The sequence below is a fragment of the Streptomyces doebereineriae genome (assembly GCF_031845645.1).
Lineage (GTDB): Bacteria > Actinomycetota > Actinomycetes > Streptomycetales > Streptomycetaceae > Streptomyces > Streptomyces canus.
Map to the genome: position 1 here is coordinate 1 of NZ_JAVREZ010000003.1, position 21,958 is coordinate 21,958.

22 protein-coding genes are annotated in these 21,958 nt (G+C 70.3%); 11 read left to right on the top strand and 11 right to left on the bottom strand.

What is annotated here, in order from left to right; translation table 11 throughout:
* Positions 1 to 477: 477 nt before the first annotated feature.
* The gene (gene serB / locus RNB18_RS09530; protein WP_311713696.1) at positions 478 to 1,692 is read left to right on the top strand and encodes a phosphoserine phosphatase SerB; all 1,215 of its coding nucleotides are present in this window, start codon (positions 478 to 480) and stop codon (positions 1,690 to 1,692) included.
* Between the two features lie 75 nt (positions 1,693 to 1,767).
* Here the strand turns inward: serB and RNB18_RS09535 are convergent, their stop codons facing one another.
* From RNB18_RS09535 to RNB18_RS09550, 4 genes are all read right to left on the bottom strand, one after another.
* Positions 1,768 to 2,286 carry a SixA phosphatase family protein gene (locus RNB18_RS09535; RefSeq protein WP_311713697.1) on the bottom strand — a complete coding sequence of 173 codons (519 nt, stop codon included), beginning with the start codon at positions 2,284 to 2,286 and terminating at the stop codon, positions 1,768 to 1,770.
* Positions 2,287 to 2,351: 65 nt separating this feature from the next.
* Positions 2,352 to 2,558, bottom strand: a complete 207-nt coding sequence (locus RNB18_RS09540; RefSeq protein ID WP_306983496.1) for a hypothetical protein — start codon at positions 2,556 to 2,558, stop codon at positions 2,352 to 2,354.
* Positions 2,559 to 2,739: 181 nt separating this feature from the next.
* The gene (locus tag RNB18_RS09545; RefSeq protein ID WP_088245544.1) at positions 2,740 to 2,856 is read right to left on the bottom strand and encodes an SGM_5486 family transporter-associated protein; all 117 of its coding nucleotides are present in this window, start codon (positions 2,854 to 2,856) and stop codon (positions 2,740 to 2,742) included.
* Positions 2,857 to 2,904: 48 nt separating this feature from the next.
* On the bottom strand, positions 2,905 to 4,299 hold the full coding sequence (locus RNB18_RS09550; protein ID WP_394817604.1) for a CynX/NimT family MFS transporter: 1,395 nt from the start codon (positions 4,297 to 4,299) through the stop codon (positions 2,905 to 2,907).
* A 70-nt stretch (positions 4,300 to 4,369) separates the two neighbouring features.
* Here RNB18_RS09550 and RNB18_RS09555 point away from each other — a divergent pair, with 70 nt between their 5' ends.
* Positions 4,370 to 5,065, top strand: a complete 696-nt coding sequence (locus tag RNB18_RS09555; protein WP_311713699.1) for a FadR/GntR family transcriptional regulator — start codon at positions 4,370 to 4,372, stop codon at positions 5,063 to 5,065.
* On the opposite strand, the gene RNB18_RS09560 is transcribed toward RNB18_RS09555, so the two are convergent.
* The 3 genes from RNB18_RS09560 to fabG form a co-directional block, all read right to left on the bottom strand.
* Entirely contained in the window at positions 5,040 to 5,393 is a 354-nt protein-coding gene (locus tag RNB18_RS09560) for a hypothetical protein (protein ID WP_311713700.1), read from the bottom strand. The two genes, RNB18_RS09555 and RNB18_RS09560, sit on opposite strands and share 26 nt — an antisense overlap.
* Before the next feature lie 153 nt (positions 5,394 to 5,546).
* On the bottom strand, positions 5,547 to 6,314 hold the full coding sequence (fabI, locus tag RNB18_RS09565) for an enoyl-ACP reductase FabI (RefSeq protein ID WP_057618187.1): 768 nt from the start codon (positions 6,312 to 6,314) through the stop codon (positions 5,547 to 5,549).
* 5 nt (positions 6,315 to 6,319) lie between these two features.
* Positions 6,320 to 7,024: a 3-oxoacyl-[acyl-carrier-protein] reductase gene (gene fabG, locus RNB18_RS09570; protein ID WP_311713701.1), complete on the bottom strand. Its 705-nt coding sequence runs from the start codon at positions 7,022 to 7,024 to the stop codon at positions 6,320 to 6,322.
* Between the two features lie 250 nt (positions 7,025 to 7,274).
* On the opposite strand from fabG, the gene RNB18_RS09575 reads away from it, so the two are divergent.
* Genes RNB18_RS09575 through tyrS form a run of 3 tightly spaced genes read left to right on the top strand, consistent with a single transcriptional unit; the run spans position 7,275 to position 11,515 of the window.
* Positions 7,275 to 8,798 (top strand): TldD/PmbA family protein, encoded by a 1,524-nt coding sequence (locus RNB18_RS09575; RefSeq protein ID WP_311713702.1) that lies wholly within the window; start codon positions 7,275 to 7,277, stop codon positions 8,796 to 8,798.
* The gene (locus RNB18_RS09580) at positions 8,795 to 10,189 is read left to right on the top strand and encodes a metallopeptidase TldD-related protein (protein WP_311713703.1); all 1,395 of its coding nucleotides are present in this window, start codon (positions 8,795 to 8,797) and stop codon (positions 10,187 to 10,189) included. Before RNB18_RS09575 ends, RNB18_RS09580 begins: the two co-directional genes overlap by 4 nt.
* Positions 10,190 to 10,246: 57 nt before the next feature.
* Entirely contained in the window at positions 10,247 to 11,515 is a 1,269-nt protein-coding gene (tyrS, locus tag RNB18_RS09585; protein WP_311713704.1) for a tyrosine--tRNA ligase, read from the top strand.
* A gap of 64 nt (positions 11,516 to 11,579) precedes the next feature.
* On the opposite strand, the gene RNB18_RS09590 is transcribed toward tyrS, so the two are convergent.
* Positions 11,580 to 11,858 (bottom strand): GlsB/YeaQ/YmgE family stress response membrane protein, encoded by a 279-nt coding sequence (locus RNB18_RS09590; RefSeq protein ID WP_266524939.1) that lies wholly within the window; start codon positions 11,856 to 11,858, stop codon positions 11,580 to 11,582.
* A gap of 247 nt (positions 11,859 to 12,105) precedes the next feature.
* On the opposite strand from RNB18_RS09590, the gene RNB18_RS09595 reads away from it, so the two are divergent.
* Both RNB18_RS09595 and RNB18_RS09600 read left to right on the top strand, forming a co-directional pair.
* A complete protein-coding gene (locus RNB18_RS09595) occupies positions 12,106 to 12,504 on the top strand; it encodes a DUF3099 domain-containing protein (RefSeq protein ID WP_311713705.1) in 399 nt (132 codons plus the stop codon).
* A 202-nt stretch (positions 12,505 to 12,706) separates the two neighbouring features.
* The gene (locus RNB18_RS09600; protein WP_057618194.1) at positions 12,707 to 12,925 is read left to right on the top strand and encodes a hypothetical protein; all 219 of its coding nucleotides are present in this window, start codon (positions 12,707 to 12,709) and stop codon (positions 12,923 to 12,925) included.
* On the opposite strand, the gene moaA is transcribed toward RNB18_RS09600, so the two are convergent.
* From moaA to RNB18_RS09615, 3 genes are all read right to left on the bottom strand, one after another.
* Positions 12,922 to 13,911, bottom strand: coding sequence for a GTP 3',8-cyclase MoaA (gene moaA / locus RNB18_RS09605; RefSeq protein ID WP_311713706.1), 990 nt, complete (start codon positions 13,909 to 13,911; stop codon positions 12,922 to 12,924). The two genes, RNB18_RS09600 and moaA, sit on opposite strands and share 4 nt — an antisense overlap.
* A gap of 157 nt (positions 13,912 to 14,068) precedes the next feature.
* On the bottom strand, positions 14,069 to 15,688 hold the full coding sequence (locus tag RNB18_RS09610; protein WP_057618196.1) for a solute symporter family protein: 1,620 nt from the start codon (positions 15,686 to 15,688) through the stop codon (positions 14,069 to 14,071).
* Positions 15,685 to 16,041, bottom strand: coding sequence for a DUF485 domain-containing protein (locus RNB18_RS09615; protein WP_057618197.1), 357 nt, complete (start codon positions 16,039 to 16,041; stop codon positions 15,685 to 15,687). The genes RNB18_RS09610 and RNB18_RS09615 overlap by 4 nt, the downstream gene beginning before the upstream one ends.
* Before the next feature lie 253 nt (positions 16,042 to 16,294).
* Between RNB18_RS09615 and RNB18_RS09620 the strand changes: the two genes are divergently transcribed.
* The 4 genes from RNB18_RS09620 (at position 16,295) to RNB18_RS09635 (ending at position 21,949) form a co-directional block, all read left to right on the top strand.
* Positions 16,295 to 17,851, top strand: coding sequence for a S8 family serine peptidase (locus tag RNB18_RS09620; protein ID WP_311713707.1), 1,557 nt, complete (start codon positions 16,295 to 16,297; stop codon positions 17,849 to 17,851).
* Positions 17,852 to 17,898: 47 nt separating this feature from the next.
* On the top strand, positions 17,899 to 19,464 hold the full coding sequence (locus RNB18_RS09625) for a S8 family peptidase (protein WP_311713708.1): 1,566 nt from the start codon (positions 17,899 to 17,901) through the stop codon (positions 19,462 to 19,464).
* A gap of 43 nt (positions 19,465 to 19,507) precedes the next feature.
* A complete protein-coding gene (locus tag RNB18_RS09630) occupies positions 19,508 to 20,830 on the top strand; it encodes a CoA transferase (protein WP_311713709.1) in 1,323 nt (440 codons plus the stop codon).
* A 111-nt stretch (positions 20,831 to 20,941) separates the two neighbouring features.
* Entirely contained in the window at positions 20,942 to 21,949 is a 1,008-nt protein-coding gene (locus RNB18_RS09635; RefSeq protein WP_311713710.1) for a CopD family protein, read from the top strand.
* Positions 21,950 to 21,958: the final 9 nt, after the last annotated feature.

A 21,958-nucleotide genomic window follows, 5' to 3' on the forward strand; every position in this document is an offset into this window, starting at 1 on the left:
GGCCCGCCCGATCGACCAGCCCCCTCGCTCACCGCAACGGCCTCCCAGGCAGCGGCCGGGCGGCCGACGGTCGTCCTCCGGAGACGAGGGCCGTCAGTCGCCGCCACCACCGCCTCCCCCGCCACCGCCGCCGCCACCGGGCAAGCCGAAAGGGCGGCGCTGATACGGCGCCTGCCGCAGGAGCCTGGTCGGAGGCAGGGCCAGGTCGCTTCTGCCTTCGCGGAGCCGTAGGACATGGCCGTCGTCTGTTCCCTTGGCGTCGTCGGCTCCGGGCGGAACGCTGCCGACCGCCGACCCGGCCCCCTCCCCCCTACGACCGCCTCCCACGGCAGCCCACCCCGGTCCCTCCAGCCCGCCGCAGCGAAGACGTGTCCCGTATGTAAGGATCTCGCCACCTGCTCGACACCGAGTGTTCCGTGTCCGTCAGACGGACCTCGGGAGCAGAAGGCACTGGGTGCCGGATACGGTGGGAGCACCATGAGCGCTTCGCAGACCTCGTCCTCCGACGTCCCCACCCTTCTCGTCAAGATCTTCGGGAAGGACAGGCCGGGCATCACGGCCGGCCTCTTCGACACCCTCGCCGCGTACTCGGTCGACGTGGTCGACATCGAGCAGGTCGTCACGCGTGGCCGAATGGTGCTGTGCGCGCTCGTGACCGCGCCGCCCCGCGCACTGGAGGGCGACCTGCGGGCGACCGTCCACAGCTGGGCCGAGTCGATCAAGATGCAGGCGGAGATCATCTCCGGTCTCGGCGACAACCGGCCGCGAGGGCTCGGGCGTTCCCTGGTCACCGTGCTCGGTCACCCGCTCACCGCGGAGGCCACCGCCGCGATCGCCGCCAAGATCGCCAAGGCGGGCGGCAACATCGACCGTATCTTCCGGCTGGCCAAGTACCCGGTCACGGCCGTCGAGTTCGCGGTCTCCGGCGTGGCGACCGAAGCGCTGCGTACCGCGCTCGTCACGGACGCCGCCAAGCTCGGCGTCGACGTGGCCGTCGTCGCCGCCGGTCTGCACCGCCGGGCCCAGCGGCTCGTCGTCATGGACGTGGACTCCACGCTCATCCAGGACGAGGTGATCGAGCTCTTCGCCGCGCACGCCGGCTGCGAGGACCAGGTCGCCGAGGTGACCGCGGCCGCGATGCGCGGCGAGCTGGACTTCGAGCAGTCGCTGCACGCGCGCGTGGCGCTGTTGGAGGGGTTGGACGCCTCCGTCGTCGACAAGGTGCGCTCCGAAGTACGGCTGACGCCGGGTGCCCGCACCCTCATCCGTACTCTGAAGCGGCTCGGCTTCCAAGTAGGGGTCGTCTCGGGCGGATTCACCCAGGTCACCGATGATCTGAAGGACCGGCTGGGGCTGGACTTCGCCCAGGCCAACACGTTGGAGATCGTCGACGGCAAGCTGACGGGCAGGGTCACCGGGGAGATCGTGGACCGCGCGGGCAAGGCGCGGCTGCTGCGCCGGTTCGCCGCCGAGGCGGGAGTGCCGCTGTCCCAGACGGTGGCGATCGGCGACGGCGCCAATGACCTGGACATGCTCAACGCGGCCGGACTCGGGGTCGCCTTCAACGCCAAGCCGGTGGTGCGGGAGGCCGCGCACACCGCGGTGAACGTTCCCTTCCTGGACACGGTGCTGTACCTGCTGGGCGTCACCCGCGAAGAGGTCGAGGCGGCGGACGCGCACGAGGAGGACTGACCGGCACATCGGCAGGGGCCCGGCACCATGGTGGTGCCGGGCCCCTGCTGTGTCACGCACCGGTGGGGATCACCGTCAGTCGGACGGTGCCCAGTAGTCGGCGAGGGTGGCCACGCCCGGCTCCAGGGACTTCCAGGGGCCGCTGAACGTCAGGACGGCGAAGGCGGCGGCCGGGAAGCCGCGCGCGCTCATCCGCTGGCGGGCGTCACCCTCAGCGGCGCCGGCGAGGACGTCGGCGAGACCCTGCACACCCGGGTTGTGGCCGATCAGGACGGCGTTCTGCACGTCGTCCGGGGTCTCGTTCAGCACGGCGATCAGCTCGCCGGGAGAGGCCTCGTAGATCCGCTCCTCGTAGACCGTTTTCGGCCGGTGCGGGAACTCCTGCACGGCGAGCTTCCAGGTCTCACGGGTCCGGGTCGCGGTGGAGCAGAGGGCCAGGTCGAAGGGGATGCCGGAGTCGACCAGTCGTCGTCCGGCCTCCGCTGATTCTTTGCGGCCACGGTCGGCGAGCGGCCGCTCATGATCGGTCACTTGCGGCCAGTCGGCTTTCGCATGCCGGAAAAGGACAATCCTGCGGGGTTCTGCGACGCTCATGGGATCCAGCTTCGCATGAAACAGGCCACGGGGCGCGGGTAGTTGACGGGCGGCTTTATGGGTGCTCAGCGCGCTGTCAGTTGCTGTACGCGCTCCAGGAACTGGGTGACGGCCGGGTCACCGGACGCGGCGTGCGCGTCGGCGGGGTTGAGGATGAGGGCCAGGAGCACCACGAAGGCGAGCGTCGGCAGGGCGAGGGCCCACCAGGGCAGCCGGATGTCGACGCCGCCCCGGGACGCCGGGTGGGGCGGGGTGTGCGTAGGGGCCGACATGAGTGCCTCCGCTGTCTTCGAGTGGCCTGTGGGCGGTGACCGGTGTGGCGCGGTCACATCTCGAAGTTACGGAACCGGGGGCCCTCAACCCATCCGGAGATCCACCCAGTTGACCCTGACACTCACCCCCTAGGGGACAGGGGGTTAACCCCACCGTCGGACCGGGGAACAGGTGCCCGGATCAGGGCGAGGCGATCGTCGCGATGATCGCGATGACGATGAAGATGGCGAAGAACGAGCCGAAGACCAGCAGCATCTTCTTCTGGCCGTTCTGGGGATTCGGATCGAGCACTGGCATACGGCCAGTCTCGCACCCCGGCCTCTTACCAAGGCTGCCGGGGTGACCTCAGCGGGCAGCCTCGTCCTCCACCGTACGGTCGCGGCCCGCGAGCACCCCGACCGCCATCTGCGGGATCATCAGGCCGACCATGAGCGCGATCGGCAGGCCCCAGCCGCCGCTGTGCTGGTACAGCACGCCCACCAGGAGCGGTCCGGGGATGGAGATCAGATAGCCGGTACTCTGCGCGAAGGCGGACAGCTGGGCCACACCCGCGCCGGTCCTGGCCCGCATCCCGACCATGGTGAGGGCCAGCGGGAAGGCGCAGTTGGAGACGCCGAGCAGGACGGCCCAGGCCCAGGCGCCGGCTGCCGGGGCGAGGTACAGGCCCGCATATCCGGCGAGACCGCAGGCGCCGAGCGCGATCACGATCGGGCCCTGGTGCGGCAGCCGCGTGGCCACGCGCGGGATGACGAAGGCCAGCGGGACACCCATCACCATGGTGACCGCCAGCAGCAGTCCTGCCGTGCCGGCGGACACGCCCGCGTCCCGGAAGATCTGCGCCATCCAGCCCATGGTGATGTAGGCGGCGGTGGCCTGGAGCCCGAAGAACACGGCGAGCGCCCAGGCGGTCCGGCTCCGGGTGATCCGCAACGTGGGCGGCTCCACGCGCGCGTGCACCTGCCGGACCGGACCGGCCCCGTCCACGCGCGCGTGGACATGCCCGGAGACCCCTTGCACGGCCTGCCTCTCGGCCGGGGCGGCTCCCCGGTCCCGTGCGAGCGCGATCCACGGCAGTACGGCCGCCGCGGCCAGCCCCGCCCACACCGTGAGCCCGGACTGCCAGCTCCCGCCCAGCGCCTCGGTCACCGGCACGGTCACGGCGGCCGCGGCCGCGGTGCCGAGGGCCAGGGCCATCGAGTACAGACCGGTCATGGAACCGACCCGGTCGGGGAACCAGCGCTTGACGATGACCGGCATCAGGACGTTGCTGACGGCGATGCCCATGAGGGCGAGGGCGCTGGCGGCCAGGAAGCCCGCCGTGGAGCCCGTGTACGGCCGTATGAGCAGACCTGCCGTGATGGCGACCATGCCCGCGCACACCACCGCGCCCGCGCCGAAACGGCGGGCCAGACGCGGGGCCATGACGCCGAAGACGGCGAAGCACAGCGGGGGCACCGAGGTGAGCAGGCCGGCCACGCTGCCGCTCATACCGAGTCCGTCGCGCACCTCTTCGAGGAGGGCGCCGAGGCTGGTGATGGCGGGGCGGAGGTTGAGAGCGGACAGCACGATGCCGACGACGACCAGGCGCACCGCCCACGCGCGCGTGGCGGGCACTGCGGCTCCCTCCTCCGGCGCGGCAACGGAATCGCGCGTGATCGCGGAACCGCGTGCGGTCGCAGAGCCGGGTGGGGTCGTGGACTTCAGTGTCCGGGTTTCCTCGCTAGCCATGCCACCCATCATAGAATCATGGGATGATTGGTTGTCCATCCCCGGGGCGTCCTCGTTCGTCCCGCCCGTGCGAAGGTGTGCCATGCCCCTGAGCCATCCCCGCCGCTCGGCGCTGTCCGAGCAGGTCATCGCCGCGCTGCGCAACCAGATCACCTCGGGCGAGTGGCCGGTCGGCTCCCGGATCCCGACGGAGCCCGAATTGGTCGAGCAGCTGGGGGTCGCCCGCAACACCGTCCGTGAGGCGGTCCGCGCGCTCGCGCACAACGGTCTGCTGGACATCCGTCAGGGCTCGGGGACGTACGTCGTGGCGACCAGTGAGCTGGCCGGCGTGATGCACCGCCGGTTCGCCGACGCGGACCCCCGGCACATCGCCGAGCTGCGTTCCACCCTGGAGTCGTCCGCGGCGCGGCTGGCCGCCGAGCGGCGCACCGAGAAGGATCTCAAGCAGCTCGACGCGCTTCTCGTCCGGCGCGACCAGGCCTGGGAGTCGGGCGACGCGGAGGCCTTCGTGACCGCGGACGCCACCTTTCACCTGGCTGTGGTGGCCGCCTCCCACAACGACGTGATGACCGAGATGTACGCGGACCTCGGCGAGGTGCTGCGGGACTGGCTGCGTGAGGACGTCGGCGAGGAGCTGACGCCGGAGACGTACATGGACCACGCCGGGCTCGTCGACGCGATCCGCGCGGGCGACGTGGCGGCGGCTGCCGAGGAGGCGGCCGGTTACCCCTTCCTGTGCCGTCCGGGCCGGTTCAGCGCGCCAGCTTCCGGTGGCTGACCCACACCGAGCGGACCTCTTTCCAGCACCGGCCGGTCAGCCGCACGGTCTGCGCGGGCCCGGCCTGGACCTCGGCGCCGTCGCTGTCGAGGTCCCACCAGCGGTCGCACTCGATGTGCAGTCGGACGCCGTCGGTGCGCGGATAGGGGTTGTGGCAGTAGGTGGTCACACGGGAGCCGGTGATCCTGCTGCGGCAGGAGGCGCCGAACAGCTCCGAAGCCGCGGCTCCGGGCGCTTCCACGCGTGCGTGCGGCATCGCTTCGTACGACAGGGAGATCACGAGGCAGACGGCTGCGGTCGCTGAGGCCAGACTGCGGGACAGGCGCACAAGGGGACCTCCTCGGCCGTGCTGGGGAGGGAATCGCGAGGTGAACGCGTATTCCAGGGTGCCCAGTTGCCGGCCGTGCGCGCCCGGCCTGGTAGGCCGAACGGGGGACGCCCCGCTCCCTGGGGGAACGGGGCGTCGACGACGTATGGGAGATCAGGCTCCGATGGCGTGCAGGCCGCCGTCCACGTGGATGATCTCGCCCGTGGTCTTCGGGAACCAGTCGCTCAGCAGGGCGACGATGCCCTTGCCGGCCGGCTCCGGGTCCTTGAGGTCCCACTCCAGCGGGGAGCGGTTGTCCCACACGGCGGCCAGGTCGCTGAATCCCGGGATGGACTTGGCGGCCATCGAGGCGAGCGGGCCCGCGGAGATGAGGTTGCAGCGGATGTTCTGCTTGCCCAGGTCGCGCGCGACGTAGCGGCTGGTGGCCTCCAGGGCGGCCTTGGCCGGGCCCATCCAGTCGTACTGCGGCCAGGCGTACTGCGCGTCGAAGGTGAGGCCGACGACCGAGCCGCCGTTCTGCATCAGCGGCAGGCAGGCCATGGTGAGCGACTTCAGGGAGTACGCCGAGACGTGCATGGCCGTGGCGACCGACTCGAACGGCGTGTTGAGGAAGTTGCCGCCGAGCGCGTCCTGCGGCGCGAAGCCGATGGAGTGCACGACGCCGTCGAGGCCGCCGAGCTCCTCGCCGACGATGTCGGCCAGCCGCCCGAGGTGCTCGTCGTTCGTCACATCGAGTTCGATGACCTTGGTCGGCTTCGGCAGCTTCCTGGCGATGCGCTCGGTCAGCGTGGGCCGCGGGAACGCGGTCAGGATGATCTCGGCACCCTGCTCCTGGGCCAGCTTGGCGGCGTGGAAGGCGATGGAGGACTCCATCAGCACACCGGTGATCAGGACGCGCTTGCCCTCGAGAATTCCGCTCATGGTGTTCAGTGACCCATTCCCAGTCCGCCGTCAACGGGGATGACGGCTCCAGTGATGTACGAGGCGTCGTCCGAGGCCAGGAACCGCACCGTCGCGGCGACCTCCTCGGGCTGCGCGTACCGACCGAGCGGCACCTGCTTCACGATGCCCTCACGCTGCTCGTCGGTGAGCACCTTGGTCATGTCGGTGTCGACGAAGCCGGGCGCGACGACGTTGAAGGTGATGTTGCGCGAGCCCAGCTCACGGGCGAGGGAGCGCGCGAAGCCGACCAGGGCGGCCTTGGAGGCGGCGTAGTTGGCCTGGCCGGGGCCGCCGTAGAGACCGACGACAGAGGAGATCAGTACGACCCGGCCCTTCTTGGCGCGCAGCATGCCGCGGTTGGCGCGCTTGACCACCCGGAAGGTGCCGGTGAGGTTGGTGTCGATGACCGAGGTGAAGTCCTCCTCGGACATACGCATCAGGAGCTGGTCCTTGGTGATGCCGGCGTTGGCGATCAGAACCTCGACCGGGCCGTGCTCGGCCTCGATCTCCTTGTAGGCCTGCTCCACCTGCTCGGAGTCGGTGATGTCGCACTTGACCGCCAGGAAGCCGGCCGGCGGCTCACCCGAGCGGTACGTGATCGCGACCTTGTCGCCGGCGTCGGCGAATGCGCGGGCGATGGCGAGGCCGATGCCCCGGTTGCCTCCGGTGACGAGAACCGAGCGGCTCAACGGATCACCCTTTCCATAGGGGTCTGACACATCCGCCCGAGCACGTGGATGACAGGCGGCTTCCCCGAAAACCTATCGGGCCGGTCGCGGTCACGGACATTCGGGCACCGACAGTGGCTTACGGGACTCGCTGTCGGGTCCCTACAGAAAGTTGCCGGCAGCGGTCACAAACGTGTGGTCCACGCACCGGTAGCCGCGACATGATCGGTGCAGCCTCTCGCCCACCTCATGCCGACAGGAAGAGACCCAGGTGCCTCATACCATCGACGAAGCCTTCACTGCGCTTCCCCTACGTGCCCTCGCCGACGCCGCGCTGGCACGCGCGCGTGCGCTCGGCGCCGAGCACGCGGACTTCCGGTTCGAGCGGGTGCGCAGCGCGTCCTGGCGGCTCAGGGACGCCAAGCCCTCCGGGTCCTCGGACACCACCGACCTCGGGTACGCGGTGCGGGTCGTCCACGGCGGCACCTGGGGCTTCGCGTCCGGCGTGGATTTGACGCTGGACGCTGCCGCCAAGGTCGCCTCACAGGCCGTGGCCATGGCGAAGCTCTCCGCCCAGGTGATCCGCGCGGCCGGGTCCGACGAGCGCGTGGAGCTCGCCGGTGAGCCCGTGCACACCGACCGTACGTGGATCTCGTCGTACGAGATCGATCCGTTCTCCGTGCCCGACGAGGAGAAGGCGGCGCTGCTCGCGGACTGGAGCGCGCGGCTGCTGGCTGCGGACGGGGTCAACCACGTCGACGCCTCACTGCTCACCGTGCACGAGAACAAGTTCTACGCCGACACCGCCGGCACGGTGACCACGCAGCAGCGGGTCCGGCTGCACCCGCAGCTGACCGCGGTGTCGGTCGACGAGTCCAGTGGCGAGTTCGACTCGATGCGGACCATCGCGCCGCCGGTCGGCCGCGGCTGGGAGTACCTCACGGGCACCGGCTGGGACTGGGAGAGCGAGCTGGAGCAGATCCCGGAGCTGCTCGCCGAGAAGATGCGGGCGCCCAGTGTCGAGGCGGGCCTGTACGACCTCGTCGTCGACCCGTCCAACCTGTGGCTGACCATCCACGAGTCCATCGGCCACGCCACCGAGCTGGACCGCGCGCTCGGCTATGAGGCGGCCTACGCCGGCACCTCCTTCGCCACCTTCGACCAGCTCGGCAAGCTCAGGTACGGCTCCGAGCTGATGAACGTCACCGGTGACCGCACCGCCGAGCACGGTCTCGCGACCATCGGCTACGACGACGAGGGCGTCGAGGGACAGTCCTGGGACCTGGTGAAGGACGGCACCCTCGTCGGCTACCAGCTGGACCGGCGGATCGCGAAGCTGACCGGGTTCGAGCGCTCCAACGGGTGCGCCTACGCCGACTCCCCCGGGCACGTCCCGGTGCAGCGCATGGCCAACGTGTCGCTCCAGCCCGACCCCGCCGGGATGTCGACCGAGGACCTCATCGGGAGCGTGGACCGCGGCATCTACGTCGTCGGGGACCGGTCCTGGTCGATCGACATGCAGCGCTACAACTTCCAGTTCACCGGTCAGCGGTTCTTCAGGATCGAGAACGGGCGGATCACCGGGCAGCTGCGGGACGTCGCCTACCAGGCGACCACCACCGACTTCTGGGGCTCGATGGCCGCGGTCGGCGGCCCGCAGACCTATGTCCTCGGCGGTGCCTTCAACTGCGGCAAGGCCCAGCCCGGCCAGGTCGCGGCCGTTTCGCACGGCTGCCCGTCGGCCCTCTTCAAGGGCGTCAACATTCTGAACACCACGCAGGAGGCCGGTCGATGAGCGCCCGCACCAACAAGCCGCACGAAATCGTCGAGCGGGCCCTCGCGCTGTCCCAGGCCGACGGCTGTGTCGTGATCGCCGACGAGCAGTCGACCGCCAACCTGCGCTGGGCGGGCAACGCGCTCACCACGAACGGCGTCACGCGCGGGCGCACGCTCACGGTCGTCGCGACCGTCGACGGCAAGGAAGGCACCGCCTCCGGTGTGGTCTCCCGGTCCGCGGTGACCGCGGACGAGCTGGAGCCGCTGGTGCGGGCCGCGGAGGCCGCCGCGCGCGGTGCCGGGCCCGCCGAGGACGCCCAGCCGCTGGTCACGGGCGTACCGGAGTCCCCGGACTTCACGGACGCGCCCGCCGAGACCTCCTCGGCCGTCTTCGCCGACTTCGCGCCGGCGCTCGGCGAGTCCTTCGCACGCGCGCGTGCGGGCGGCCGCGAGCTCTACGGCTTCGCCAACCACGAACTCGTGTCGACGTATGTGGGCACGTCCACGGGGCTGCGGCTGCGCCACGACCAGCCCAACGGCACGCTGGAGCTCAACGCCAAGTCGCCGGACCGGACCCGCTCGGCCTGGGCCGGACGCTCCACCCGGGACTTCAAGGACGTCGACCCGGCGGCCCTGGACGCCGAGCTCGCCGTACGTCTGGGATGGGCCGAGCGGCGCCACCAGCTGCCCGCCGGGCGGTACGAGACGCTGCTGCCGCCGACCGCGGTCGCCGACCTGCTGATCTACCAGCTGTGGTCGGCGTCGGGCCGGGACGCGGCCGAGGGGCGGACGGTGTTCTCCAAGCCGGGCGGCGGCACCCGGGTCGGCGAGCGGCTGACCGAGCTGCCGCTGACCCTGCGCAGCGACCCGAACGAGCCGGGCCTGGAATCCGCGCCCTTCGTGGTCGCGCACTCCTCCGGGGGCGATCAGTCGGTGTTCGACAACGGTCTGCCGGTCGCCGCCACCGACTGGGTCCGGCGGGGCGAGCTGGCGCATCTGATGACGACCCGGCACAGCGCGGGCCTGACCGGGCTGCCCGTCGCCCCGGCGGCCGGCAGCCTCGTCCTCGACGGAGGATCGGACCTCTCGCTGGAGGAGATGGTCGCGAACACCACGCGAGGACTGCTGCTGACCTGCCTCTGGTACATCCGCGAGGTCGACCCGGCCACCCTGCTGCTCACCGGGCTGACCCGGGACGGCGTGTACCTCGTCGAGAACGGCGAGGTGACCGGCGAGGTCAACAACTTCCGGTTCAACGAGTCGCCGGTCGGCCTGCTGGGGCGGGCGACGGAGGCGGGGCGGACGGAGAAGACGCTGCCGAGGGAGTGGAGCGACTACTTCACCAGGGCCGCGATGCCGGCGCTGCGGGTGCCGGATTTCAATATGAGTTCTGTCAGTCAGGGCGTATAACCTCGTAGCCGGTAGTCACTCGACTGCCCGAGGACCTTTCGAGGAGATACGAGAACCGTGACGGACATCGTCGACGAGCTGAAGTGGCGTGGCCTGTGGGCCCTGTCCACTGACGAGGACGCTTTGCGCAAGGCGCTCGCGGACGGTCCCGTCACGTTCTATTGCGGTTTCGACCCCACGGCGGCCAGCCTGCACGTCGGTCACCTGGTGCAGGTCCTCACCATGCGCCGGCTCCAGCAGGCGGGCCTGCGCCCGCTGGCGCTGGTGGGCGGGGCGACCGGTCAGATCGGCGACCCCCGCCCCACGGCCGAGCGCACGCTGAACGACCCGGAGACGGTCGCGAACTGGGTGTCCCGGCTGCGCGCGCAGATCGAGCCGTTCCTGTCCTTCGAGGGCGAGAACGCCGCGGTCATGGTGAACAACCTGGACTGGACGGCCGGGATGTCGGCCATCGAGTTCCTGCGGGACATCGGCAAGCACTTCCGTGTCAACAAGATGCTCACCAAGGACTCGGTCGCGCGCCGGCTGGAGTCCCAGGAGGGCATCAGTTACACGGAGTTCAGCTACCAGCTGCTCCAGGGCATGGACTTCCTGGAGCTGTACCGGCGGTACGGCTGCACGCTGCAGCAGGGCGGCAGCGACCAGTGGGGCAACCTCACGGCGGGGCTCGACCTGATCCACAAGCTGGAGCCCGAGGCCGAGGCGCACTGTCTCGCCACGCCGCTGATGGTCAAGGCGGACGGCACCAAGTTCGGCAAGACCGAGGGCGGCGCCGTCTGGCTCGACCCGGAGATGACGACGCCGTACGCGTTCTACCAGTTCTGGCTGAACGTGGACGACCGGGACATCTCGACGTACCTGCGCATCCTGTCCTTCAGGTCCCGTGAGGAGCTCGAGGAGCTGGAGAAGCAGACCGAGGAGCGTCCGCAGGCCCGGGCCGCGCAGCGGGCGCTGGCGGAGGAGCTGACGACGCTGGTGCACGGCGCCGACCAGACGGCCGCTGTCATCGCCGCGAGCCGTGCCCTCTTCGGGCAGGGCGAACTGGCGGAGCTGGACGAGAAGACGCTGACCGCGGCGCTCTCGGAGGTGCCCCACGTCCGGGTCGCCGAGCTCGGTGCCGTCGTGGATCTGTTCGCCGAGGTGGGACTCGTGGCCAGCAAGTCGGCCGCGCGGCGGACGGTGAAGGAGGGCGGGGCCTACGTGAACAACGTCAAGGTCTCGGCCGAGGACGCGGTGGCCGCCAAGGAGGACCTGCTCCACGGTCGCTGGCTGGTGCTGCGCCGGGGCAAGAAGAACCTGGCCGCGGTCGAGGTCACCTCGGCCTAGGTCCTGAGCACGGCAGAAGGGGGCGCCTCTCCCGTTGGAGGGCGCCCCCTTCGTCGTACGGCTCTCAGGTCCGGTGTTTCCTCTTGCCCAGCGTCGCCATGTAGAGCATGTCGCCGAAGCCGACGATGATGATCGCGGCGATGAGCTGGAAGACGTGGCGGCTCCAGTCGATGCCGGGGGTCTCGTCCACGCCGAACCCGCGTGCCATGGCGTTGCCGGCGACGGCGCCGAGCATGCCGAAGATGGTGGTCAGCCAGAGGGGACTGTGCTGTTTCCCGGGGATGATGGCCTTGGCGATCAGGCCCAGCACGAATCCCACGATGATCGCCCACAACCAGCCCATGGCTGCCTCCTCGTACGGCTCGACGTGAGCACTACGGTCAGTGTCGGTCCGTCCGCGCTACGCCGCATGCCGGGTGCGGCCGTACGTGCCGGGAGCGAGCCCGTTCGCCCAGGCGGGAGGTGCCCCGGTCTCGTAGGCGGCGCAGACGCGGCGTAACGTGGGAGTTGTCCGGGCCCGGTACCTCCACCGGGTACGGAGCGGATGCGGGGAACGGGGAGAGTCCGATGCGGGCGGATGGTGGAATGTGATGCGGAAGCAGCATGGCGGCGGCAGCGCCCAGGTGTTCCGGATCACCGGAGCCAGGACGAGCCTTCAGGAGGACGTGCGCGGACGTCAGCGCCGGTACGTCATCTCGATGACGGTCCGTACGATTTCCGTGGTGCTCGCGGCCACGCTCTGGAACGTCGAACGGCACGTCGCGATCGTCGCGCTGGTGCTCGGGGCGGTTCTGCCCTATATCGCCGTCGTCATCGCCAACGCGGGGCGGGAGAACGCGCCCTCGCTGCCGTCGACCTTCGTGACCGCTCCCACCCCGCCGATGATCATGCCGCCGCGGGCCGAGGACGACTTCGCGGAACCCGTGCCGGAAGGCGGTGCGGGCGGAGCGGCGTCGGGTGCGCGGGGCGAACCGCGCGAGCGGACCTGAAGTACCAAGCTCAAGGAAAGCTCAGATCAATCATGTTGTTCCAGTGCCGTACGACGGGTTACCCGTGACATACTTCGTACGCGCTCCGCATCCCCCGTCGGAGCGACAGACCGACGCCGGGCAGCTCCCCCCGTGGCTGCTCGGCGTCGCCTTTTCCCCACTTGTTTTCCCTGCTCGTTTTCCCGCTTGTGAGACGAAATCCGTGAGTGACGAGACCCCGATCTGCTCCGCGAAGGGCTGCCGCGCCGACGCCGTGTGGGTGCTCGCGTGGAACAACCCGAAGATCCACACGCCGGAGCGGCGCAAGACGTGGCTGGCCTGTGAGGAGCACCGGGAACATCTGTCGCAGTTCCTCGGGGTGCGGGGCTTCCTCAAGGATGTCGTGAAGTTCGAGGACTGGCAGGCGCCCGAAGGGGCCTAGCCCCCGATCGCCGACATCGGCCGGTCCGGCTGGACGAACGTCGGGTCGTCCAGGCCCGCGCCCGCCTTCTTGCCCCACATCGCCTCGCGCCAGATGCGGGCGACCTCCTCGTCGGGGGCGTCGGAGCGCAGTGCTGCTCGGAGGTCTGTCTCCTCGCGGGCGAAGAGGCAGTTGCGTATCTGACCGTCGGCCGTGAGGCGGGTGCGGTCGCAGGCCGCGCAGAACGGTCGGGTGACCGAGGCGATGACGCCCACTACGTGTGGACCGCCGTTCACGATCCAGCGTTCCGCGGGGGCCGAGCCGCGCTTCTCCGAGCCCTCCTCGGTGAGGTCGAAGCGGGTGCGCAGGGAGGTCAGAATGTCCCCGGCGGTGATCATGCCGTCGCGCTTCCAGCCGTGCTGGGCGTCCAGGGGCATCTGCTCGATGAAGCGCAGTTCGTAGTCGTGCTCCACCGCCCAGGCGAGGAGGTCGGGGGCCTCGTCGTCGTTCAGTCCGGGCATCAGGACGGAGTTCACCTTGACCGGGGTCAGGCCCGCCTCGCGGGCCGCGTCCAGGCCCTCCAGGACGTCCTGGTGGCGGTTGCGGCGGGTGAGGGTCTTGAAGACGTCCGGACGCAGGGTGTCGAGGGAGACGTTGACCCGGTCCAGGCCGGCGGCCTTGAGGGCGGTGGCCGTGCGCTTGAGGCCGATGCCGTTGGTGGTGAGGGACATCTGGGGGCGCGGCTCCAGGGCCGCGACGCGCTCGACGATGCCGACCAGGCCGGGGCGCAGCAGGGGCTCACCGCCGGTGAAGCGGACCTCCTCGATACCGAGGGAGGTGACGGCGATGTCGATGAGGCGGACGATCTCGTCGTCGGTGAGCAGATCGGGCTTGGCCAGCCACTGCAGGCCCTCTTCCGGCATGCAGTACGTGCACCGCAGATTGCAGCGGTCGGTCAGCGAGACTCTCAGGTCGGTGGCCACCCGGCCGTAGGTGTCGATGAGCACGTGGGCCCCCTCCCTCGTCGCGGATCAGTGTCGACTCCATCGGTTTCCGTCACTTGCGAGCCTACGTGACGTCGCTGACAACGACAGTGCCCGATCCCACGACGTACGAAGCGGCCGTGTCGTAGAGATCTACGACACGGCCGCTTCAAGGGGCGTGTCAGTGGGCGCCGGTACCGGTCAGCGACCGGACCTCCAGCTCCGCGTACTTGCCCTTGTCCGGCTCCTCCTTGGAGAGGTAGGTGCCGATGACGCCGAGCAGGAAGCCGACCGGGATCGAGATGAGACCCGGGTTCTCCAGCGGGAACCAGTGGAAGTCGACGTCCGGGAACATCGAGGTGGGCTTGCCGGAGACGACCGGCGAGAACAGCACCAGGCCGACCGCCGTGACGAGTCCGCCGTAGATCGACCACAGGGCGCCGGAGGTGGTGAACCGCTTCCAGAAGAGGCTGTAGATGATCGTCGGCAGGTTTGCCGAGGCGGCGACCGCGAAGGCCAGCGCGACGAGGCCTGCGACGTTGAGGTCGCGGGCGAGGGCGCCCAGCAGGATGGAGACCGCGCCGATCCCGACGGTCGCCCAGCGGGCCGCACTCATCTCCTGCTTCTCGGTGGCCTGACCGCGCTTGATGACGTTCGCGTAGATGTCGTGCGCGAAGGACGACGACGAGGCCAGGGTGAGGCCGGCGACGACCGCGAGGATCGTGGCGAAGGCGACCGCCGAGATGGTGGCCAGCAGGATCGCGCCCCAGTTGGAGTCGACGCCGCCCAGATGCAGTGCCAGCAGTGGCGCCGCCGTGTTGCCCGCCTTGTTGGAGGCGATGATCTCGTCCGGCTTGATCAGGGCCGCGGCGCCGAAGCCGAGGGCGAGGGTCATCAGGTAGAAGGCGCCGATGAGGCCGATGGCCCAGATGACCGACTTACGGGCGGCCTTGGCGGTGGGCACCGTGTAGAAGCGGATCAGGATGTGCGGCAGACCGGCGGTGCCGAGGACCAGGGCGATGCCGAGCGAGATGAAGTCCAGCTTGGTGGTGCTGGTCGCGCCGTACTTCAGACCGGGCTCCAGGAAGGCCGAGCCCTTGGCGCTGTTGTCGGCGGCCGAGCCCAGCAGGTCGGAGATGTTGAAGTCGAACTTCAGCAGGACCAGGAAGGTCAGCAGCAGGGCGCCGGCAATCAGCAGGACCGCCTTGACCATCTGGACCCAGGTGGTGCCCTTCATGCCGCCGATGGTGACGTACACGATCATCAGGACGCCGACCAGGGCGACGATGCCGATCTTGCCGCCGTCGCTGGTGATACCGAGCAGCAGGGAGACCAGGACGCCCGCGCCCGCCATCTGGGCCAGCAGGTAGAAGATCGAGACCACGATGGTGGAGGTGCCTGCCGCCGTGCGGACCGGGCGCTGGCGCATCCGGTACGCGAGGACGTCGCCCATCGTGTAGCGGCCCGAGTTGCGCAGCGGTTCGGCGACCAGGAGCAGGGCGACGAGCCAGGCGACCAGGAAGCCGATGGAGTACAGGAAGCCGTCGTAGCCGAAGAGGGCGATGGCGCCCGCGATGCCGAGGAAGGACGCGGCGGACATGTAGTCGCCCGAGACGGCGAGGCCGTTCTGGAAGCCGGTGAACTGGCGGCCACCCGCGTAGAAGTCGGAGGCGTCCTTGGTCTGGCGTCCGGCCCAGACCGTGATGACGAGGGTCGCGAGGACGAAGACCGCGAACAGGCTGATGATCAGCCCGCGGTGCTCGCTGGCCTCGCCGGCCGCCAGGGTGATCGCGGGGCTCATGCGCCGCCCTCCATCCGGGACTTGATCGCCTCGGCCTTGGGGTCGAAGCGGGCGGCAGCGGTGCGCGCGTACCACCAGGCGATGAGGAACGTGGTGAGGAACTGGGCGAGGCCCAGGACCAGGGCGATGTTGATGTTGCCGACGACCTTGGTGCCCATGAAGTCGCCCGCGTAGTTGGACAGCAGGACGTACAGCAGGTACCAGGCGATGAAGCCGACGGTCAGCGGAAAGGCGAAGGAGCGGTAGGAGCGGCGCAGTTCACCGAACTCCGCGCTCTCCTGCACCTCGGTGAACTCCTCGGTGGTGGGGAGTTTATGGGTCTCTTTCGAGGGTGGCGGTGCGTCGGTGGCCACGGAGACTCCTCGCGTTGCGGATGCGGTTGTGACGGGGATCGGGCGCGAGTGTCCTCGCGTTCCCTGCCCAAGGTCACGGCGGCACGCTCGGACCGGTTCAACTCGCTTTGCTTCTTTCCGAACTCACCTTGGGGAAGTCATTGCTGGCCAGCGACTTCGGAAGATAGCTTCGGCCTGCACTACCCGTCATGTACCTGCCCGAGCGACACCTGTGTCTCGGGCCGGTTTCGTTTCCGGATGATGTGGAGACCCCATGTCCCAGCCGCGTTCCAGACGTTCGAGACGTTCGATACGTTCAAGAGACCGTCTCGCGCTCGCCGTGCCCGTCGTGCTGTCCCTCACGGCCTCGCTCGGCTTTCTGCCCTCGGCGGCCTCGGCCGCCCCTGTCACGGAGTCCGTGGCACAGGCAGCGGACGCGACGAACCTGTCGTACGTCGTCAACACCAAGGTGGACCACCGCACGATCGCGTCGGTGAAGAAGGCGATACCGGCGGCCGGCGGCACCGTAGTGATCGCGTACGAGAAGATCGGCGTGATCGTCGTCCACTCCTCCGCGCCGGACTTCGCCCAGAAGATCCGCAAGGTGCGCGGGGTGCAGTCGGCCGGCGCCACCCGCACCTCGCCGCTGACCCCGGCGGGCACGACGGACGAGGGCGCGGTCCAGGTGCTGTCGGACGCGCAGGCCGCGAAGGTCGCGAAGACCTCGGCCGCCACGCCGGACAGCGAGCCCCTCGAGGCCGATCAGTGGGACCTGCGCGCGATAGGCGCCGACAAGGCCGCCAAGATCAACCCGGGCAGCCGCAAGGTGACCGTCGCCGTGATCGACACCGGCGTCGACGACACCCACCCCGACATCGCACCGAACTTCTCCGCCGCGCAGTCGGCCAACTGCGACGGCGGTGTCCCGGACACCACCGCGGGCGCCTGGCGGCCGTACACCGCGGACGACTACCACGGCACGCACGTGGCCGGGGAGATCGCCGCGGCCCGCAACGGTGTCGGCGTGGCCGGAGTCGCGCCCGGCGTGAAGGTGTCGGCCATCAACGTGACCGACCGGAGCAACGGCCTCTTCTACCCGGAGAGCGTCGTGTGCGCGTTCGTGTTCGCCGCCGACCACGGCGTCGAGATCACGAACAACAGCTACTACGTTGATCCCTGGCTGTACAACTGCATGGACGACCCCGATCAGCGGGCCATTGTTGATTCGGTCAACAGGGCGCAGCTGTACGCGCAGCACAAGGGCACGCTCAGCCTGGCGTCGGCGGGCAACTCCAACGACGACCTGGACTCCGACGCGCTCGTCGACGCCTCCAGTCCCGACGACTCCACTCCGGTGGAGCGCACCGTCGATCCGCACGAGTGCTTCGACGTGCCGACGCAGCTGCCCGGTGTCGTCACGGTCAGCGCGACGGGCGTCAAGAACCTCAAGTCGTACTACTCCTCGTACGGCAAGGGCGTCATCGACGTCGCGGCACCCGGTGGCGACCGGCTCTACCAGATCCCGGACACGCCGTCGCAGAACGGCCGCATCCTGTCCACCCTGCCGAACGGCGGGTACGGCTTCCTGCAGGGCACCTCGATGGCCTCGCCGCACGCCGCGGGCGTCGCCGCGCTGCTGAAGTCGACGCATCCCAAGGCGAGCCCGGCCCAACTGCAGGCGCTGCTCAAGGCGCAGGCGGACGCCACGAGCTGCCCGGCCTCCTACGACCAGGACGGCGACGGCACGCAGGACGCGGTGTGCGAGGGCGGCACCCGGGCCAACGGGTTCTACGGCTTCGGCATCGTCAACGCGCTGCGCGCGGTCAAGTGACCCGCGCGCCCCGCTTGTCCCGCATACGAACTGGAGAGACTCTCATCATGACTGGGCCCCACTCGCGCCATCGGCGCGCGCTCGCGATCCCGCTCGGTATGGCGATGGCGACGGCCATGGCGTTCCTGCCGGGCGCCTCGGCGTCCGCGGCCGGTCTGCCCGGCACCGCGGCCGGTGTCACCGGTGCCGTCAGCGACGTCCTCGCCTCCGCCGACGAGGGCGGGACGGCGCTCAGCTACGTCGTCAACGTCCGTCCCGGGCACGGCCCTTCCGCCCAGGTGAAGAAGGCCATCGCCGAGGCCGGCGGCACGATCGTGACGTCGTACGACCAGATCGGCGTGATCGTCGTCCACTCGTCGAACGCCGACTTCGCCAAGACGATCCGCAAGGTCCGCGGGGTCGAGTCGGCCGGCAACACGCGCAACGCGCCGCTGCCCGCGCAGTCGACGACGGACGAGGGGACGCCGAAGGCGCTCAACTCGGCGCAGCTGGCCGCCGCGCAGGCCGCCGCCGACGCCGGCCAGGACCCGCTGGAGTCGTTGCAGTGGGACCTGCCCGCCATCAAGGCGGACAAGGCGCACGAGAAGTCGCTCGGCAGCAGCAAGGTGACCGTCGCCGTGATCGACACCGGCGTGGACGACACCCACCCGGACCTCGCGCCGAACTTCGACCGGGACGCGTCGGTCAACTGCGTGACGGGCAAGCCGGACACCACCGACGGGGCGTGGCGGCCGAGCGCCGCGGAGAGCCCGCACGGCACGCACGTGGCAGGTGAGATCGCGGCCGCCAAGAACGGCGTCGGTATGACGGGGGTCGCGCCCGGCGTGAAGGTGGCGGGCATCAAGGTGGCGACCACCGCCGGTTACTTCTACACGGAGGCCGTGGTCTGCGGCTTCGTGTGGGCGGCCACGCATGGGGTCGATGTCACCAACAACAGCTATTACACCGACCCGTGGTACTTCAACTGCACTGACGACCCGGACCAGAAGGCCCTCGTGGACGCCATCACCCGGGCCTCGAGGTACGCGGAGAAGAAGGGCGTGGTCAACTTCGCCGCGGCCGGCAATGAGAACTACGACCTCGCGGCCGACGAGATCACCGACCCGGCCTCGCCGAACGACGGCACGCCCTCGGACCGGGTGATCGACCCGTCGAAGTGCTTCGACATACCGACCCAGCTGCCGGGTGTCGTGACGGTCGCGTCGACCGGCGCCAAGGGCATCAAGTCGTCCTTCTCCAACCACGGCCTGGGTGTCATCGACGTCGCCGCGCCCGGCGGTGACTCGACGGCCTACCAGACGCCCCAGCCGCCCGCGACCAGCGGGCTCATCCTGGGCACGCTGCCCGGCGGCAAGTGGGGCTACATGGCCGGTACGTCGATGGCCTCGCCGCACGCCGCGGCCGTGGCCGCCCTGATCAAGTCGACGCACCCGTACGCCCCGCCGGCCCTGGTGAAGGCGCTGCTGTACGCCGAGGCCGACGCCACGCCGTGCACGGATCCCTACGACATCAACGGCGACGGCAAGGTCGACGCGGTGTGCGAGGGGTCCAAGAACCGCAACGGTTTCTACGGCTGGGGCACGGTGGACGCACTGGACGCGGTGACGAAGTAGGTCCCTCCATATATTGATTGCGTCAATACTGCATAGTGCAGTCATGACCGGAATCAAGTATGTGGTGCGGGAGGGCGCTCTTCAGGGGCGCCTTCCCGCACAGCAGCTGGCGCGGACCTGTGTGGGCGAGTGCGCACTGGCCGCCGCCGAACTGGGGGCGCGGCGGGCCGGGCTCGCCGCGGTGCCGACAGTGCGGGTGGACGACGGGGCGGTCGCCACCGCTTTCCTGAGCGAGCGTCATCTGTTGATCAATGGGCGCGCGCCGGTCAACTTCGCGCCGCTGTCCCGGTTCTGGCAGACCGCGGACGGGTGGGTCCGCACGCACGCGAACTATCCGCACCACCGGGCGCGGCTGCTCCAGGCACTGGGAGTGCCGGAGGACCCGGCGGCCGTGGAGGCGGCGCTGGCCGAGCGGTCCGCCCTGGACGTCGAGGATGCCGTGCACGAGGCAGGGGGTCTCGCCGTCGCCCTGCGCTCTCCCGAGGAGTGGGCCGTGCACCCGCAGGCGGCCGAGGTGGCGAAACGGCCGCTGGTGGAGCGGGGGCGGCTGGACACGGCACGCGTGCGTGCGTTCGCGCCGGTCGACACCTCTCCCCTGCTGCCGGCCGCCGGCGTGCGCGTCCTGGACCTGACGCGGGTCCTCGCGGGACCGGTCGCCACCCGCACCCTCGCCCTGCTCGGCGCGGACGTCCTGCGCCTGGACGCGCCCTGGCTGCCCGAACTGCCGGACCAGCACGCCGACACGGGCTTCGGGAAACGGTCGGCGACGCTCGACCTGGCCGCCGACCGGCAGACGTTCGAGGAACTGCTCGCGGCGGCGGACGTGGTCGTCACCGGATACCGGCCGGGAGCACTGGACCGGTTCGGACTGTCACCCGAAGCGCTCGCGGAGCGGCGGCCCGGGGTGGTCGTGGCGCGGTTGTCGGCGTGGGGCGAATACGGGCCATGGCGTGAACGACGAGGCTTCGACAGCCTCGTGCAGGCGGCCACCGGGATCGCGGTGCTGGAGGGTTCACCGGATCGGCCGGGCGCGCTGCCCGCGCAGGCCCTCGACCACGGGACGGGTTATCTGCTGGCGGCAGCCGTGCTGCGGGCGCTGACCGAGCAGTCGTACGGGGGCGGGAGCCGGTTCGTGCGGCTGGCGCTGGCACGGACGGCCCAGTGGCTGATCGACGGCATGGACGGCACCGCGGCGGGCGACGCCATGAGCGAGCCGTACGACGGCCCTGAGCCCTGGTTGGCGGAGACGGACAGCGCGCTCGGGCGGCTGCGATACGCCCTGTCGCCGGTCTCCTTCGAGGGCGGTCCGGCGGACTGGGCGCGGCCGCCGGTGCCGTGGGGAACGGATGCCGCGCGCCTGTGCTGAGCGGGCCGGAACCGACCGCGGCACCGGAGGCGTACCTATGGGTGGAATGCCTCACCACTACTTGTTTCACTGCAGTTGCCCGGTTCTGTCCGTTGTGGTCAAGATCGTGGGGTGACCTTGATAAGACCCACCTCCGAGGCGACCGACGCGGGCGGCCCCACCCGCCGTCCCGGCACGGGCCGGGCGGTCGCCGTCCTCGTCCTGGCGGTACTGGCCGCAGCGATACCGCTGTTCGGGCCGTCCGCCGCACTGCATGGCACCGGGGAGGCCGCTGCGCCCGGGGCCGGCGGGGTGGCCCTGTTGAGGGCGGTGCTGTTCGCGGCGCTGTGTGTGCCGCTGGGCGAACTGTTCGTGGGCCTGTTGGTCCGCTCGGTGCCCGATGCCCCGCCGGACGTGCCGCGCTCCTGGGCCCCTTGGGCGGCCGCCGCCGGTTTCCTCGCCGCGCTGGGTCTGGCGTCGGTCGTGGCGACCGGCAATCTGGTGCCGCACAGCCTTTCCGAGATCAATGTCGGCGGTCTGTACGAGTCGCGGGACGGCAAGTTGGCGCTCCTGGAGGTCAACGCGTTCCTGCTGGCCGGCCTGTGCGCCCGTTCGGCCCGCCCGGCCGCCCAGGTGTGGCCCCTGGCGGCCGTGGTGGTGGCGGAGGCCCTGCGCGCCCATCCCCCGACCCAACACAGTCCGCTGACCGGCTCCGGTCTGACGCTGGTTCATCTGACGTGCGCGGCGCTGTGGGCGGGCGGACTGCTGCGGGTGCTGCGGACGCTGCGCCGCTGGGGCCCCGCGGAGCCGGGCGCGGCGCTGCTCGGGCTCTACGCGCGCGTGGCGGCCGTTCTGCTCGCCGCCATCACCGCGACCGGTGTGTGGAGTTCGCTGCGCCGGATGCCGCCCGGCACGATTCTGGAGCAGCTGACGGACACGGCCTACGGGCGCACGCTGCTCGCCAAGGTGCTCCTCGTGGCGGTCGTCGCCGCTCTCGCCCTGTGGGCGCGGATCCGGCTGCACCGCGCCCCCGCATCGCTGACCGCCTGTGCCCCGGCACGGGCGGAGGTCCTCGCCCTGGGACTCGTGGTCGTGGTGTCGGGGCTGCTGACGGCGCTGCCGCTGCCGATCCGCTGGTGAAAGCTGCTC